The sequence below is a fragment of the Limnospira indica PCC 8005 genome (assembly GCF_000973065.1).
Lineage (GTDB): Bacteria > Cyanobacteriota > Cyanobacteriia > Cyanobacteriales > Microcoleaceae > Limnospira > Limnospira fusiformis.
In genome coordinates this window covers 3,254,718-3,270,904 of record NZ_FO818640.1, presented here as the reverse complement: position 1 = coordinate 3,270,904, position 16,187 = coordinate 3,254,718, and the positions used below count along the sequence as shown (strand labels likewise).

Here is a 16,187-nt window from a genome sequence, read left to right as displayed (position 1 = left end):
TAACACCGGATTTGAGATTACCAAAATGTCCTTTTTTGTACCTACTTTAAAACAATGGGGTTATTTAGATTCTATTCATCTCACCCTCTGTATTGTCGGGTCGCGGAAAATAGATGAGTTTGCTGATTTGGATTATTCCCGCCAAGGTTGGGAAATTTTTGCCCCGAATTTGACTATTTATGGCTTTGATGCTGACCAAGAAGCCTGCGATCGCCGTAATGCTGAACTCGCTTCTCAAAATATTAATTGGACTGAAAAACATATCCCCCTCGCACTCTGGAATCACTGTCAAGGTGCTTGTTTATATGTTACTCAACATCCAGGTTGTTGTTCCCTATATCCCCCTAATGATGTCGTGATTGACCGATTATCAGAATATAGCGATCGCCATAAGTTAATCTCCACTACTCAGGTCGCTACCACTACATTGGATAATTTTTTTGCCAATTTAGCACATCCCATTGATTTTATACAATTGGATGTACAAGGGGGAGAATTGAATGTTTTACTCGGAGGTAAAAATCACATTATCCCTGATGTCCTCGCCGCCGTAGTGGAGGTGAATTTTATTGAATTATACAAGCATCAACCTCTGTTTGCAGATGTTGATCAATATCTGAGAAACTCCGAATTTACTTTGTTTGATATCGGTCAAAAATGGCATGGCTTGCGACAAGGAATTAGTCTCATGTCCCGACAACATCGCGGACAGTTTGTCTGGACTGATGGCTATTATTTCCGTGATTTAATTCGACCTGACCAAAATCATCACCTCAAAACCCCAGACCGGATTCTTAAATTAGCCTGCTTGGCTGATATGTTGAGTTTTTATGATTATGCTTTGGAACTTTTGGGCTACTTAACTAAGCGATATGGTCTTAGCGATCGCCGTTACAATTTTGCTGATTGTATTATTCAAGTTTTGGAAAACAATCCCGAAGCTGTCAAGCATGGAATTAATACTCTTCCCTTTGTTACTGAACTCCGAAAATACACCTATCTTACCTGATAGTTGTGTCCGCCAAAATCCCTAAATTTTACCCCCAAGGTGGGGGTTTTTAGGAGGCAGATCAGTTCATCAAATTAACCTGTAAAGACTGAGTTTCATGGTTTCTCAAATTCGGGAATTTATCGAGACAGACTTGATTAAAAAAGCCCGATGATCTTTCAATTTCAATTAAATCTCGTCCTTCCACATATCCCCCCAGACGCAAAATAAATTCCAGGCTGCAATTAACCCCTGATTCTGGTATATCTTGAGTAGCGATCGCTAACAGGATAATCTTTTGAGAGTTGAGATCCATTTGAAATCGGCGGATATGGGATTGATTCCAATTAGCGGTTGTAGGTTCAGTATTAAAGCCATTATAAGTAGCCACAAAACTGGTTAACTCTTGCTGTTCTAACATTCCATTATTGTTGGCATCATATCCGGTAAATGTTCCTTGCAGAATCCCCCCTTGAAACTCAGTCGAGAAGCTATAGGTTTGGGGTGAGTTAGCCTGGGCGCGAATTAATCCACCCATAGCCAATACTAAAGCAGTAGCCCACAATAAGTAATGTTTGAAGCCAAATAATTTGGGGTAACTCATTATATACTGTAACCAAACGGGACTAAATCGAGATAAGCACCCTAATCAGCAGCCAATAATTGCCAGATTTGTTCACCAGGCAATCGGCGTTTTTGTAACTGGGAATTAACCCAATCAGCCGCCGCCATTCCTGATTCTAACACACCATTAATAGATTTGGGGCTGCACCAATCTCCGGCCCCCACCAAAGGCAGGGGGGTTATAGTAGTTATACAGGGAGTCGATAAAGATTCTTGACAAAAAGCATAACGCCATCGGTGAACCTGCATCCATTCGGGGGAGTTTAACCAAGAAAATAAGCGATCGCTGGCAGTTTGTAGGAGAATCCTTCCGGGGGTTTCTAAGTCCGTGACATCAAGATATTGGCGGGCAAATTCCGGGGTACTATGGAAAACCAAAATAGGTGTTTTGGGGTTCTGGCGGCGGCTACTGTCCAAACTGACCCACTCCAGGCGATCGCCTTCGGGAAATTCTACCCCTTTCCAGAGGGGATTTCTGTTCTCTAATGCTGCCCATTTATCCTCACCATAACCCGCCATAACTGCCAGAGAGGGATTATAGTTAAGCGATCGTATTTGTGCCACCAGCGCCGCCGGAATTTGGGCTGCCGGAGATTCTAATAAAATTAACGCTTGGGGGGCTGGAATAGCTACAACTACCGCTTTAGCCGCGATATTTTGGGGAGTTTCCGGGTAGTTATCAGCCGTTATTGCTAAATCCAAAAACCAGCAGCCATTATCCTGGGGAGTAATTGACTCTACCCGGCGACCAAACCAAATATCCAAATCAGCCGCTAAGAATTTACCCACCCCATTCATTCCCTGGGGACAAATATAAAGGCGCTGCATTGGTGAGGGGTGAAATTCTCCCGACCGAAACTGATAAATCGTATCAGTCCACAGTTGCAGATCCGACCCCATAGCCGTGATTAACTTTCCCACAGTCTCCCCAGTAGGTTGGAGATACCGTAAACCATGATCAACCCGATCTCCGCCTACCCGACGAGTAGCTGCGCGTCCCCCAACTCCCCGAGACTTCTCCACAACTACCACCGAATATCCACCCCGCCGCAATTGTTGGGCGCAAATTAACCCGGCAATCCCAGCACCAATCACAATTATATCAACTTGGGTCATAATCAAAATGGCAATAGTAGATACTTTTCCGAAATCTGGTGAATGAGGTTAGCCAGGGGACTCCATGCCTAGGGAACACCATTACTTTGATGTCAATCATATTGATTGACTCTATGGCTACCGTCAAGAGTTCCCTACACTCCTGTTTAACTTTTGATAGCCGGGCAGAGAGTAAAATATATAATTATGGTATCATCTGGGGCTGAGGAGGGCATCGATTTTGGATGAACTGAGAACAGCATTAGAATTGGCAACAGAAGATGAGTTAGAGCAGTTGACTGAACTTCTATTTAGCCGTCGGTTTAACCCGTTGGATTATGTTAACACACCCCAACCTATTGACGTACAGAGTCGCGATCGCGATGCGTGGTTGGATTCTTTGGAACAACGTTTCCGTTATTTGGCTGCCGACGGAATGACTGTCTTGAGGGGAAAAACCCAACAAGTCACCTATCGTCAAACCTTGATCCAGGTTTGTCGGTATCTCAAGATTCCCTATTCCAGACAACTGTCTACTACTGATTTGGAGGCGGAAATTTTTCTTTCCCTCTTGGGTCGCGCTTGGGACCGTCTCCCCGTATCTGAACAGCAAGACCTGACCCGTCGTGTACAAGAGGCCTTAGCTAAATCTAAACCTATGCAGCCTTTGCCGATGTCTGTACAGAAAGACCCTTTAGGGTTGCTGTTTAAAGCCGGAAGCGCTGTAGCTATTAGTTCTGTAGTCAGACCTGTTATTCTAGGGCATATTGCCCATCAGTTTGCTTTGCATTTTGCTAAATATCAAGTCGCGCGCCAAACCTTAATTCAAGGGGGGACAGTGGCTGCTACCCAAATTCAGGGACATCTCGCGGCCCAGGCTGCTAATCGGGGTATGGCTTTGACCGCCGCCCGTTATGGCGCTACCCGCAGTATTTTGGGGTTTTTGGGTCCCGTGTTGTGGACTTGGTTTTTAGCCGACCTCGGTTGGCGCGCCATTGCTACTAATTATGCGAGGATTATTCCGACTATTTTTGCATTGGCGCAAATTCGGTTAACTCGTGGCGACTATAGTTGGCAAATGGTGTAATGGTTTGATATGACCTGGAAGTGGTTCCCAACTCACAGCGATCGCTCTTTACAAACTGCCTGGAATTGCATACAGTTGGGAGTGTTAGCCTTGCCCCTATTGCCTAATTTAGGGGCTATTGCCATCTTTGTAGCCGTCATTACTACCCTTAAACACAGATATCAACAGATACTTAATCTACCTAAAATCCGAGGCTTATTAGGATTAGCTGGACTGTTACTGTTAACCGTTATTTTTGCCGAAAATCCAGTTGAGGCAATTTTGGGCACTGCTAATTTTATCCCCTATTTTATCGTCTTTGCTGCTGTAGCAATCCTCCTTGAGAATTTTGCACAACTTCGATGGCTGTCTTGGTTATTGATTTTACCCGGAATTCCTATTGTGATTTTGGGTTGGGGACAGCAATTTCTGGGTTGGTCCGGTATCGAACTATTACAAAGTGTTTTAGGCTGGGTATTAGCACCAGGAGGAAACCCACAAGGGCGGATGGCTTCTGTGTTCATGTATGCGAATATTTTGGCTGCTTATTTAGTCATTGTTTTCGCCTTTTCTTTGGGTTTGCTAGTCGCAGAATTAGGGTTAATAACTGATGTAAATTATGAAAAACACGGGATTTTAACTAATGTTAATCCTCGATTTTTGCTGGTAACTGCTGCTACTACAACTCTACTTTCCGGGTTGGGTTTAATTGTCACTAACTCCCGTAATGCTTGGATTGTGGGGGTTTGTGTTAGTTTAGCATACGCCATATATTTGGGTTGGAATTGGTTGTTAGGGTTGGTCGGTGTAGTTGTGGCTGCGGTGTTGGGGGCTGCTTTTGCACCTTCTCCTCTTCGGGATAGTTTACGGGTAATTATTCCAGGCTATTTTTGGCAAAGATTAACCGATGAAAATTTCGATCGCCCCCTAGAAACTCTCAGGATAACTCAGTGGCGATTTACTTGGGAAATGACCCGACAACGACCAATTACTGGCTGGGGTTTGCGAAATTTTACCCCCGTTTATGAAGCCCAAATGAATGTTTGGATGGGACACCCCCACAGTCTACCATTAATGATGATGGCGGAAGTCGGTATTCCGATAACTATAGCTTTTTGGGCTGGGGTGGGATGGGTATTAGTAGATGGGGTAAAATTGATGGGGCGACCCTATTTAACTAAAGGCGATCGCCTAGTTTTATTTAGTTATATCGTAGCATTTGGGGCCTGTGTTTTATTTAACTTAGCCGATGTCACCATATTTGATTTTCGGGTTAATCTGTTAGGATGGTTACTGTTGGCGGGTATTTATGGGGTAACTAAGAATTAGTCTCCCTGGTTTTCTCTTCTGGGGAAGTCACAATTTCTTGAATTTGGTCTAAAGTTTTAACTACCAGTCGTTTCGCTTGTAGTTTCCATCCTAATTGCTGAATCGAAAAAGCCGCATAAAACCCCACCGCTGTAGCGATAAAATCCAGAGGCTGTGACCAGGAAATTCCGAACAATAGACCCAAGCCACCAATTCCCCAAAATGGCAAAGCTACCATTTGCCGATTTTTTTCCACTAATTTCACCAAAAAATTATTAGGTATTTCCGCCATAATTTCTTCGCGGATTTTATGCTGTTGGGGATAGGGGACTGCAAAGCTAAATTTACGGCGCAGTTTCTCCATTTTGCGGGCTTCTGTACTATACTCCGTTAATTCATCTTCTGCCATTAAAATCAGTTGTTCTTTTTGACTCATGGTGCTTTGGTTGTTAAAATTTATGACCTGTCACCACCATAAACCCTACCGGATATTTTGGCAACCGGGAAATCTGATCACCCGGAAAAAAAGCCCTAGCATTCAAACCTCCTATTTTTGGAAGCGTTTTTTAACTCGGGAAATCAGTAAATCCACTTCCGGTAATTTCATCTGTAACGCCCAGAAAGCAAACAACCCCAAACCAATAAATCCTGGAATAGACAGTTCCAATAATATGGCAAAAAATCCTCGGCTACCTAACCACTCCTCCAAACCGAGACGAATTACCCAGGCCACTAAGCCAACGACTATACTACCAGCAGCCAAGCCGAGAAATGGCCGACTCCAATCTTTCCAGGGTAAACCACCTAGGCGGATATGTAATAACCATAACATCATCACCATAGAGATTAAGTTAACTCCCACGGTAGCCAAAACTAAACCGGGCGCACCGAAAGCATTAACCAAAATGTAGTCTAATAGTGCATTCAGGAAAATGTTAAAGAGACTAACCCGAAAGGGAGTCTGTCCGTCTCCGAGACCGTAGAAGACTCTGACTAAAACATCTCGCCCCAGGTAGACAAACATTCCGCTACCATAGGCCATTAACATTAAAGCCACAAATTTGGAGGCGGCTAGGTCAAAGGCGTAGCGTTCATATACCACCCGCACAGAAGGCAATGCTAAGGCTACCATTAATGCACTCAGGGGTAACATGGTAATCGCCGTTAGGGTTAAAGCCTGACGGATACGGTCTTTTAATTCTGGCCAGTCGCTGGGGTCTCGCAAGCGGGAAAACAGGGGCAGGAATGGCACTAAAATCATGTTGGAAATGATGCCGAGGGGCGTTTGTACCATTAACCCGGAATAAGCCATGGCGGCGGCGGCTTGGGGTATGTAGGAGGCGAAAAATAGGTCGGTATAGACGTTAATTTGTAGCGTCCCTGATGACAGGGTGGCGGGAATCATTACTTTCATTACGTCTCGGACTCCGGGCTGTTGGAAGTTGAAGCGCAGCCGCAGTTTACCGAGTCCCGATCGCCACATGGCGGGAAGTTGTACTATCCACTGTAGGATAGCCCCAGATAGGGTTCCTCCGGCTAATACTAGCCCTCCTAACAGGGCGTATTGCGGTTGGGTGATACTTTCGCCCAAATATAGGGCGAGGGCGATTAAACTGCCAATCAGGGCGAGGCTGGAAAATAGGGGACTAATGGAGGGTAGCCAATACATATCGGCGGCGTTGAGGCTACCGAAGCCAATACCTATTAACCCAGATAAAAGGGCCATCGGAGCCATGATTTTGAGTTGCTGAATGGCGATCGCCCTAATTTCTATGCCTTCCGGGGTCTGGCTTAGTCCTGGGGCGACTAGATCAATCATAGGGGTGGCAAAAATGATTAATCCCACCGTCACAAATAGCAAGACAGTCCCCACTAGGGTGGTGATCGTTTCTACTAGGGGTTCGATTTCTTCCCGTTTACGTTTGGCCAACGCGCTGACGATCGCACTATGGAAGGGGCCGTTAATGCCACCTAATAAAATCAGCAGGAAGCCAGGAATTACATAGGCGTAGTTGTAAGCATCGATGGCTGGCCCTACTCCAAAGGCTGCGGCCATCGCCTGTTGTCTGACTAAGCCAAAGATTTTACTAATCAGAGTGGCGATCGCGACAATGGTGGCAATTCCCACCAGGGACCGGGTGACTTGTGGTGATTCTGACACAGAGTTTTAGGAAAGTAGGAATATATGGGACAGGGTTAATTAATAACTGTTAATTGTCAACTGTCAAGTTTTGGATTCGTATACAATAATCCGGTTTCCGCAAGGATCATAAGCGTAAATTTCCCGACCGTGGGAGGCTGTGATAATTTCGCCCGGTGGTGGGTAGCCTAATTCGCGAAAATTCTCGATCGCTTTTTCTAGGTCACTTACCTGCAAGCATAAACTCATTGCGCCCTTAGGGGAACTAAATTCTTGGCGATCGCCGCTTCTGGGTTCAAATATCCCTAATCGTAAACCCGGTAATTGAAATTCCGCATACACTCCCTCAATATAGATCTGGGGTGGCATCCCCAATAAATCACTATAAAATTGGCTGAGTTGGGCCAGATTAGGGGTCGAGATGGTGACAACAGCCGCGTGACAGTGTAAAACCATATTTGGGAACTTAAAAAGGGGGGGCTTGACTACACTTGATCATCATAGTTACTTTTGGGATCAGGCGATCGGCATAATCTAGTCTTAAATATCATTGATTACTTTCATCGAGATCACTTAATTAATTGAACAATGGCGCGAATTTTTATATCTGCTGGTCATGGAGGTTTTGAGAATGGGGTTAGAGACCCTGGTATTGTAGCCGGGGGAACTACTGAAGCTCAAGAAATGATCCGAATTCGAGATATATTATTATCAGAATTGCGTTCTCGTGGGGTTCAGGCTTTGGCGGTCCCTGATGATCTATCTCAGGTCCAAACTATTGACTGGATTAATACTTATTCCCATCGTGGTGATGTGGCTATTGAATTGCACATGGGAGGCTCTCCTAATCCTTCTAATCGAGGGGTTACTGTATTTCATATAGCATATAATTCTCAACGCAAAAAAGATGCCGAGTTGATTCTCTGGTCCTTATTGCGGCGGGTTCCTCAGTTTCCCAGCCGTGGCGCTAAACCGGACACGGAAACTGGACTCGGACATCTAATTTTTTGCCGTTGGATTGCTATTCCTTCCTTATATATAGAAATCGGTTATTTGACTAATCCTAATGACCGGAATATTTTACAAAGCCGCCGCGCAGATATCGCTACCGGTCTGGCTGATGGTCTGGTGGCTTGGGTGAAAAGTGAACATATTAATCCCACCCCTCCTTTACCCCCAGGAAATCGGGTTTATGGTTCAATTGGGATTAGAATTAACGGTCAGGTTTATGGGGAAAGGGGACTTTTGGTTAATGGTAACTCTTATATACCTATCGATTTGGTAGACCGCCTAGGAATTGACTTAACCCAATTGGCTAGGGTGATTCGGATTCGATATAATAATATTGTTTATATTAAGGCGATCGACTTGCGGAATTTTGGTATTGCTGTCAGTTGGGATAATCCTAATCGGACGGTGGTTTTAAGGTCGATTTCTCGACTCTATAACGACCAAATCGATCGCATTATGGGGGGAGGATATACCACGGAAGTACAAATGATTGTATTTCTGAAGTCAGAAAATCCTGATGCGCCTAATCAGTTTCCCGAAATTGCTAAATTATATCGCCGTGAAGCTATGGTCGAAGGGGTTAATTATGATGTGGCTTTTTGTCAGATGTGTTTGGAGACGGATTTCCTCAAATTTGGCGGAATTGTCAAACCTTCAGACTATAATTTTGCGGGTTTGGGAACTGTTGGGGGTTCCTCGGAAATTGCTGCATTTGCTACTACTGAAGAAGGGGTGAGGGCGCATATTCAACATCTGAAAGCCTACGCTACCCATGAACCTATTGTTCAGGAAATTGTAGACCCTCGTTTTGATTATATCACTAGGGGGGTCGCTCCCTCTGTGTTTTCTTTGGGAGGAAGATGGTCTGATGACCCTCAATATGGCGATCGCATTGTGGCTTTAGTCCGAAGACTTTATGAAATGTCTGGCTTGCTGTAATCTATGGATTATCAAATATCTCCTAAATCACAGAATTTTAATATCCCTAACCCTCACAATTTTTTAATTGCTGAAAACGGCGATTTATTTCTAGATATTGTGCAGCAAACTCTGGGCGAATTGATTAATTATCATCAAGAATATGGGAAAACAGCGACTATTTTAATGGCGGAACCTGATCCGGTCATATTTTTAGCCACCTTTTGGGCGGGTATTATGGCTAACTGTTCCCTGATTTTAGCTAATCCCAATTGGAGTATTGGGGAATGGGAACAGGTGTTTAATCGCATAGGTCAAACGGATTTACAATTTGGGAAGATTCCCAAGATTGCCAATATTGATCATGTCAATAATCCCGTAAATATGAGGCGATCGCCTTTTCCTGATGGGTCGATATTAATTCCCACAGGTGGTACATCAGGAACCATAAAATTTGCCGTTCACACCTGGGAAACCCTCACCGCTTCCGCCATAGGATTTCAACAGTATTTTGACCAATCCCAGATAAATAGTTTCTGTATTTTACCCCTATTTCATGTGAGTGGGTTAATGCAATTTGTGCGATCGCTAATTACTGGGGGACAGTTGGTAATTTGGTCTGGCAAAAATTTAGAAAACCGTGACTATCCCCAACTAGATATTTCCGATTTTTTTATTTCCCTAGTTCCCACCCAACTACACCGCCTTTTACACCATCCCCAAACCGCTAATTGGTTATCCAAATTTACCACCGTTTTATTGGGGGGAAGTCCCCCTTGGTTAGAGTTACTCAACCAAGCCAGACGACACCAAATTAGACTTTCTCCCACCTATGGAATGACCGAAACAGCTTCCGGGGTTGTCACCCTCAAACCTGATGATTTTTTAGCCGGAAACAATAGCAGCGGTCGCGTCCTTCCCCATGCTAAGGTCATGATTGTAGATCCACAGGGTCAACCGGTAAAATCTCCCGAAATTGGGTTGATTAAAATTCAGGCTAATTCTCTCAGTTGGGGTCATGACACACAGATAAATCAACCTAGACTCACCCAGTTGATTACTGATGATTTGGGATATTTTGATGAATGTGGATATTTAACCCTGGTGGGAAGACAGGGAGATAAAATTATTACTGGGGGTGAAAATGTTTTTCCGGTGGAAGTAGAAGCCGCTATTTTAGCCACGGGAATGGTGGCTGATGTTTGTGTGGTGGGAATTGGCGATCGCCACTGGGGAGAAGTGGTCACGGCGGTTTATGTTCCCCATGACCCTCCGGTATCTATTCAAATATTAGCCAATTCTTTAGGCGATCGCCTCAGTCGTTATAAACATCCCAAAAACTGGATAGCAGTTGATACATTACCCCGCAATGACCGAGGTAAAATTAACCGCCAATTGGTCATTCAACAAATCCAAAACTGATTTGATTTGGGATGATCAATTATTCCGATTGATTACTTGACAAAATAGACCAAGCCTGGTATAATCCCGCCGAGGAAAACGCCGGAGTATGGGGGTCGAGGGAAAATCGCCGCCTTAACGAGGCGGGTTTCTGTCTGGTTGGCGGGACTGTTTCCCTAAGTTATCAATCCATTCCAGTAAACGGCGCGATAGTTGCCAGTTGCGGTTTAAAATTTCATCGGAAGCCACAATAGCCCCCAGTAGTAGCGCCACTGATAATATATCCATAATCCCTGATACTTGCTAGATTTTACAGTTTGAGTGCTACTGGAGCATCAGGATAGACTGTACAGTGTGATTTTGTCAAACCCAAAACTGAAAAACCCTGTCTTATGTGGGATATAAGGGTTATCTATGGAGACGATCGCGACAAAGTATTTAACATATCTTAAGATTCCGTTATAATAGCGGGCGATAGCAAGCGAGCAAAGGGAATGGTACAGGCTTTGTTTGGAAGCAGTCCGATTCAGACCCCAAGTGGCGATCGCCTGGTCAGTAAAGTTGTCGGGGCAGCGATCGCCTCATTATTCAAACGTTCTGATCACATAGAAGCTAACGTCCGTGCCGAACCCGTGGCCAAGCTGTTACAGGGAAGCGTAGATGGATTTGACTTCATTGGCAAAGGAATGCTGATGTACAATGGTCTGCGGATCGCAGTGATGGAACTCTACCTAGAAGCAGTGGCGATCGACTTTAGCGCCATTTTTTCGGGTCAAGTCCAACTGCGACAACCGACAATGGCAGTGATGCGAGTAGTTTTGACCCAAGAGGATCTGACAGAATCCTTTAATACCCCCTTCATTGTAGAGAAGTTACAACGTCTCCAGTATCAGGGCGAACCCCTAAAGTTTCAGAAAACCCAAATGCAGGTCAACCCAGATAATACCCTGGGGTTTCAGTCTCAGATCAGGATTGGCGACTCTCGGAGTTTAACCTGTGTAGATTTTTGCGCCCAGGTCGAAGTACAAAAACGTCGGCATATCCAATTTGTCAACGTCCAATATAACGGGGACCAAGAGGCTGTCAACCTAGGTAAAGCCATGATTGATCACGTCAACAATTTACTTGATCTCGATAAGTTTGCCCTAGAAGGTACACAACTACGGGTTGATCGGATGCGGATTCAGAATGAGTCCCTAATTTTCTACGGTTCAGCGCAAATCAACCAATTTCCCAAGGGAAAAAGGGGTTAATCGTGGGTTGATGGTCACTAACCCCAGCCTAGGGCCTATTGTCTAAGCCCTAGGCAGTCAACTACCACCGGATAGGTGGGTTAGGATTTAGGATCATCCTTACCAACTTTAGGGATAAAATCGGGGCGATCCTTACCTTCCCAACCGGGGGGTCGTTTAGAATTGTACCAAGCGATCGAGCCAATACTCACAGCAGCAATAAAACCCACAACCAACACAGCTACCGGAATCCAAAGGGTATTTTCCATGATAGATATTTCCTTTCACTTCACCAATGTATTAACGATTATCCTACCTGATAGAGCAGGCTAGGAGTTTTTCACTTCCATTTGGGGTTACACTGCAATACATACATTGCGCGCTGTAGAGGAAAAATTCCCAATGCCACCTTGGGTTTTTGGATTATTGATGATGGTCGGTAGCTTTGTGTTAGGGGGACTTCCCCTAACCAGTTGGATTGTCAAAGGGTTAACTCGCATTGACTTAGCCAAGCAGGGTAGCGGTAACGTCGGGGTTGCGGCAGCTTTTACCCAAGCCGGGAGGGTCGCGGGCATTTTCGCGGCTGTAGCTGAAGCGCTCCGAGGTATTATCCCAGTAATTGTCGCCCGATCGCTATTTCCTAGTGAATGGGAACCCTTAGCCCTAATTTCCCTAGTTTTCCTGGTAGTCGGTCGATATCTGATCGCCAAAGGCGGCGGTGTCACTAATGCCACTTGGGGGGTTTTAGTTTATTCTCCCCCAGTGGCTATCTCCGCAGGGATTAGCGGTCTATTACTGTGGCGGTTAGCCCTGACTATTTGGCCGAGTCAACCTACCCGCGCCCGACTGCGGGCTATGCGTTTCGCCTGTTTAAGTAGTCCCCTCTGGTTGTCTGCTTGGCATAGTCTCCCGGATCATCGTGATTTATCATTAGCAGAACTCCTAGCAGCGATCGCTTTAGCTTTGGTGTTGATTATAATTAACCTGCGCCAAGGTGATGATTTTGGCTTGTTTATGAAACAGCAATTATTATCCTTAAATGACCCCCTAGATCTTGATAGCTGTGGTGAAAAAGCCACCCGGCTTAGTCAACTAAAACAAGCCGGGTTTAAAGTTCCTTCCGGCTGGGTTTTACCAACTATGGGCAATCAGGAAATTGCCCGAGATAGCCAATCTCAACATCAAGACGAAATCGACTATTTTCAACTGCCAACACCAACTTATCATTATCCGTTAATTGTGCGTTCTTCCGCCTTGGGAGAAGATGGAGATAGCAGTTCCGCCGCCGGACAATATACCACCGTTGGTCTGATTACATCTGAGGCACAATTGCGGTCAGCGATCGCCCGTTGTAGAGACTCTTACTGGAGTGCGGAAGCCAAAGCCTATCGCCACCAAAGGAATTTATATGACACCGGAATTGCCGTTTTAATTCAACCCTATATTAGCGCCCAGATATCTGGGGTCATGTTTACCCGGAATCCCTTAGATGGAGGTTCCCAGGTGGTCATAGAAGCCTTAGCCGGGGAAGGAGATGTCGTAGTTTCTGGGCAAAATACCCCCGTACATTTAGAAATAGACACCGCCACAGAAACGGCTACTTATGAGAGTTTAAATAAACTGGGAGATGATGGTTTATTATCGCGATCGCTACTAGGGGATTTAGTAGCAGAAGCACAGGCGATCGAAGCCTTTTATCATGGTTTACCCCAAGATATAGAATGGGTTTGGGATGGCGAACAGATTTGGATATTGCAAACTCGACCCATTACCAACCTGCGACCTATTTGGACTCGGAAAATTGCCGCCGAGGTAATTCCGGGGGTAATTCCTCCCCTCACTTGGTCAATTAATCGGCCTTTGACCTGTGGAGTATGGGGGGAAATTTTTAGCCTGGTTTTAGGGAAAAAAGCCAGTCAACTAGACTTTCAAGAAACCGCGACCCTCTTGGGTTCCCACGCCTATTTTAATGCCACCCTGTTGGGGGAAATTTTTAGGATGATGGGATTACCAGAACAGGGTTTAGAGTTTCTGTTGCGGGGGGAAAATATGGGTAAACCACCCCTAAAAACTATGTTGGCTTCTGTACCAGGTTTATGGTTATTGGTACAGAGAGAGTTGGCGCTAGTCCATGAATTTGAACGCGATCGCGACAAGATTTTCGATCCGGGTTTACAACGATTAGAAGCTGATAGTTATTATGAAACTCGCCTACCAAGTTCCCTATCTTTACCACAGTTGATCCAACGGGTTGACCGGATTCAAGAAATCCTGAAATTAGCAACTTATTACAATATTTTGGGACCCATTGGCTTGGCAATTCGGCGATCGCTTTTTCAAGTCCCAGAGGAATGGCTACCCGTGGCTAATTCCCCCGAAGTCGCTTCCATGCGAGAGTTGCAGAAAATTGCCGATCACCTCCCGGAAGGGGAAAATTTACAGGTATTAGCAGACCAGTTTTCTCAAAATCCTGAGTTGCAACAACAGTTTAAACAATGGTTGCGCGAGTATGGATATTTAAGTGAAGTGGGAACCGATATTTCCGTCGCGACTTGGTGGGAACAACCCCAGACATTTCGGCAGATGTTATTCACTATGGCGGAAAATCCCGCCAGCGGCACTAATCGCAATGTAGGCGGATTTAGTGTCTGGCAAAAATGGCGGCTCAATCGGTGTTATAAACGAGCTGTAATTAAGGGTGAAATTTCCGAGGTTTATGGTAAATTATTGGCTCATTTGCGCTGGACTTTTTTGGCAATTGAAGCCGTCGCCTTAGAGTCGGAAATTCTCACGCAACCGGGGGATATTTTCTTTTTGAAATTATCCGAAATTCGCAGTTGGATAGAGTCGGGAATTGATCCGCAATGGCGGGAAGTGGTCAAACGGCGGCGACAACAGTATGAATGCGATCGCGATCGCACCGTCCCTCCCGTAGTTTATGGGAATTTGCTACCCGAACCTAAACCAGAACCCCTCGAAGGCGCTTTACAGGGAATTCCCGCCAGTGTCGGCTCCGTGGAAGGCTATGTACAGGTTTGTCGGAATTTGGCGGAAGGCTTGGAAAATGGCATCGAAAAGCCCATTGTGGTAGTCCCCTATACTGATGCGGGTTGGGCTCCTTTACTCATGGGGGCGGCGGCGATTATTTCTGAGGTGGGGGGTCAGTTATCCCATGGGGCGATCGTCGCCCGCGAATATGGCATTCCGGCGGTGATGAATGTCTCCCAAGCCATGTCCCGCCTCAAGACCGGTCAACGGGTCCGGGTAGACGGCTACCGGGGAACGATCGAGATTTTGGACAATTCCAATTAATAATTAATAATTAATAATTAATAATTAATAATTATCACCCTCGTAGGGTGCGTCACAGGGATAACCTATCGGGTCAACAGCCAATTTTATGGTTCTGACGCACCACATTAATTATCGGGGGTGGGGCGGGTTTCTAAGGAAGTAGGGTGCGTCACAGGGATAACCTATCGGGTCAACGGCCAATTTTATGGCTCTGACGCACCACATTAATTATCGGGAGGGGGCGGGTTTATTAAGATAGTCCTAGGGATGGAAAATTGACAGCCGCAGACGGGGGGCGGGTTTATTAAGATAGTCGTAGGGATGGAAAATTGACACCAGAACCCGCCCCTACAATTATCGCCGAGGTCAAGAAACCCGGTTTCTCAAAGAAACCGGGTTTCTAAGGAAGTAGGGTGCGTCACAGGGATAACCTATCGGGTCAACAGCCAATTTTATGGTTCTGACGCACCACATTAATTATCGGGGGTGGGGCGGGTTTCTAAGGAAGTAGGGTGCGTCACAGGGATAACCTATCGGGTCAACAGCCAATTTTATGGTTCTGACGCACCACATTAATTATCGGGAGGGGGCGGGTTTATTAAGATAGTCGTAGGGATGGAAAATTGACACCAGAACCCGCCCCTACAATTATCGCCGAGGTCAAGAAACCCGGTTTCTCAAAGAAACCGGGTTTCTAAGGAAGTAGGGTGCGTCACAGGGATAACCTATCGGGTCAACGGCCAATTTTATGGTTCTGACGCACCACATTAATTATCGGGGGTGGGGCGGGTTTCTAAGGAAGTAGGGTGCGTCACAGGGATAACCTATCGGGTCAACGGCCAATTTTATGGTTCTGACGCACCACATTAATTATCGGGAGGGGGCGGGTTTATTAAGATAGTCCTAGGGATGGAAAATTGACAGCCGCAGACGGGGGGCGGGTTTATTAAGATAGTCGTAGGGATGGAAAAATTGACACCAGAACCCGCCCCTACAATTATCGCCGAGGTCAAGAAACCCCGGTTTCTCAAAGAAACCGGGTTTCTAAGGAAGTAGGGTGGCGCACAGGGGAAACCTATCGGGTCAACGGGCCAATTTATGGGCTCTAAA

Annotated in this window: 14 protein-coding genes; 7 read left to right on the top strand and 7 right to left on the bottom strand. The window is 45.6% G+C overall.

The annotated features are described in order from the left end of the window. Positions 1-25 precede the first annotated feature (25 nt). A complete protein-coding gene (locus tag XZ46_RS14255; protein ID WP_008051372.1) occupies positions 26-1,009 on the top strand; it encodes an FkbM family methyltransferase in 984 nt (327 codons plus the stop codon). Between the two features lie 61 nt (positions 1,010-1,070). Here XZ46_RS14255 and XZ46_RS14250 read toward each other — a convergent pair whose 3' ends face one another. Both XZ46_RS14250 and XZ46_RS14245 read right to left on the bottom strand, forming a co-directional pair. After that, positions 1,071-1,592, bottom strand: a complete 522-nt coding sequence (locus tag XZ46_RS14250; protein ID WP_008051371.1) for a hypothetical protein — start codon at positions 1,590-1,592, stop codon at positions 1,071-1,073. Positions 1,593-1,633: 41 nt separating this feature from the next. Beyond that, the gene (locus XZ46_RS14245) at positions 1,634-2,728 is read right to left on the bottom strand and encodes an NAD(P)/FAD-dependent oxidoreductase (protein ID WP_008051370.1); all 1,095 of its coding nucleotides are present in this window, start codon (positions 2,726-2,728) and stop codon (positions 1,634-1,636) included. 220 nt (positions 2,729-2,948) lie between these two features. Here XZ46_RS14245 and XZ46_RS14240 point away from each other — a divergent pair, with 220 nt between their 5' ends. Then, complete coding sequence (locus XZ46_RS14240; RefSeq protein ID WP_006625219.1) at positions 2,949-3,794, top strand: YaaW family protein; 846 nt, start codon at positions 2,949-2,951, stop codon at positions 3,792-3,794. A 9-nt stretch (positions 3,795-3,803) separates the two neighbouring features. Further along, entirely contained in the window at positions 3,804-5,102 is a 1,299-nt protein-coding gene (locus XZ46_RS14235) for an O-antigen ligase family protein (protein ID WP_006625220.1), read from the top strand. Here the strand turns inward: XZ46_RS14235 and XZ46_RS14230 are convergent. The 3 genes from XZ46_RS14230 to XZ46_RS14220 form a co-directional block, all read right to left on the bottom strand. Next, positions 5,092-5,517, bottom strand: a complete 426-nt coding sequence (locus XZ46_RS14230; RefSeq protein ID WP_008051369.1) for a hypothetical protein — start codon at positions 5,515-5,517, stop codon at positions 5,092-5,094. The two genes, XZ46_RS14235 and XZ46_RS14230, sit on opposite strands and share 11 nt — an antisense overlap. Positions 5,518-5,628: 111 nt before the next feature. Further along, complete coding sequence (murJ, locus tag XZ46_RS14225; RefSeq protein WP_008051368.1) at positions 5,629-7,242, bottom strand: murein biosynthesis integral membrane protein MurJ; 1,614 nt, start codon at positions 7,240-7,242, stop codon at positions 5,629-5,631. A gap of 63 nt (positions 7,243-7,305) precedes the next feature. Further along, the gene (locus XZ46_RS14220) at positions 7,306-7,677 is read right to left on the bottom strand and encodes a VOC family protein (protein WP_008051366.1); all 372 of its coding nucleotides are present in this window, start codon (positions 7,675-7,677) and stop codon (positions 7,306-7,308) included. Between the two features lie 132 nt (positions 7,678-7,809). Between XZ46_RS14220 and tftA the strand changes: the two genes are divergently transcribed. Further along, entirely contained in the window at positions 7,810-9,171 is a 1,362-nt protein-coding gene (tftA, locus tag XZ46_RS14215) for a hormogonium tapered terminus morphoprotein TftA (protein WP_006625224.1), read from the top strand. 3 nt (positions 9,172-9,174) lie between these two features. Next, positions 9,175-10,572 (top strand): 2-succinylbenzoate--CoA ligase, encoded by a 1,398-nt coding sequence (locus XZ46_RS14210; RefSeq protein WP_008051364.1) that lies wholly within the window; start codon positions 9,175-9,177, stop codon positions 10,570-10,572. A gap of 114 nt (positions 10,573-10,686) precedes the next feature. On the opposite strand, the gene XZ46_RS35430 is transcribed toward XZ46_RS14210, so the two are convergent. Beyond that, a complete protein-coding gene (locus XZ46_RS35430; protein ID WP_006625226.1) occupies positions 10,687-10,839 on the bottom strand; it encodes a hypothetical protein in 153 nt (50 codons plus the stop codon). A gap of 206 nt (positions 10,840-11,045) precedes the next feature. Here XZ46_RS35430 and XZ46_RS14205 point away from each other — a divergent pair, with 206 nt between their 5' ends. Continuing rightward, positions 11,046-11,804 carry an LmeA family phospholipid-binding protein gene (locus XZ46_RS14205; RefSeq protein WP_006625227.1) on the top strand — a complete coding sequence of 253 codons (759 nt, stop codon included), beginning with the start codon at positions 11,046-11,048 and terminating at the stop codon, positions 11,802-11,804. 80 nt (positions 11,805-11,884) lie between these two features. Here XZ46_RS14205 and psb35 read toward each other — a convergent pair whose 3' ends face one another. Next, on the bottom strand, positions 11,885-12,052 hold the full coding sequence (gene psb35 / locus XZ46_RS35425) for a photosystem II assembly protein Psb35 (RefSeq protein WP_006625228.1): 168 nt from the start codon (positions 12,050-12,052) through the stop codon (positions 11,885-11,887). A 133-nt stretch (positions 12,053-12,185) separates the two neighbouring features. On the opposite strand from psb35, the gene XZ46_RS14200 reads away from it, so the two are divergent. Then, a complete protein-coding gene (locus XZ46_RS14200; protein WP_008051363.1) occupies positions 12,186-15,095 on the top strand; it encodes a glycerol-3-phosphate acyltransferase in 2,910 nt (969 codons plus the stop codon). Positions 15,096-16,187 lie beyond the last annotated feature (1,092 nt).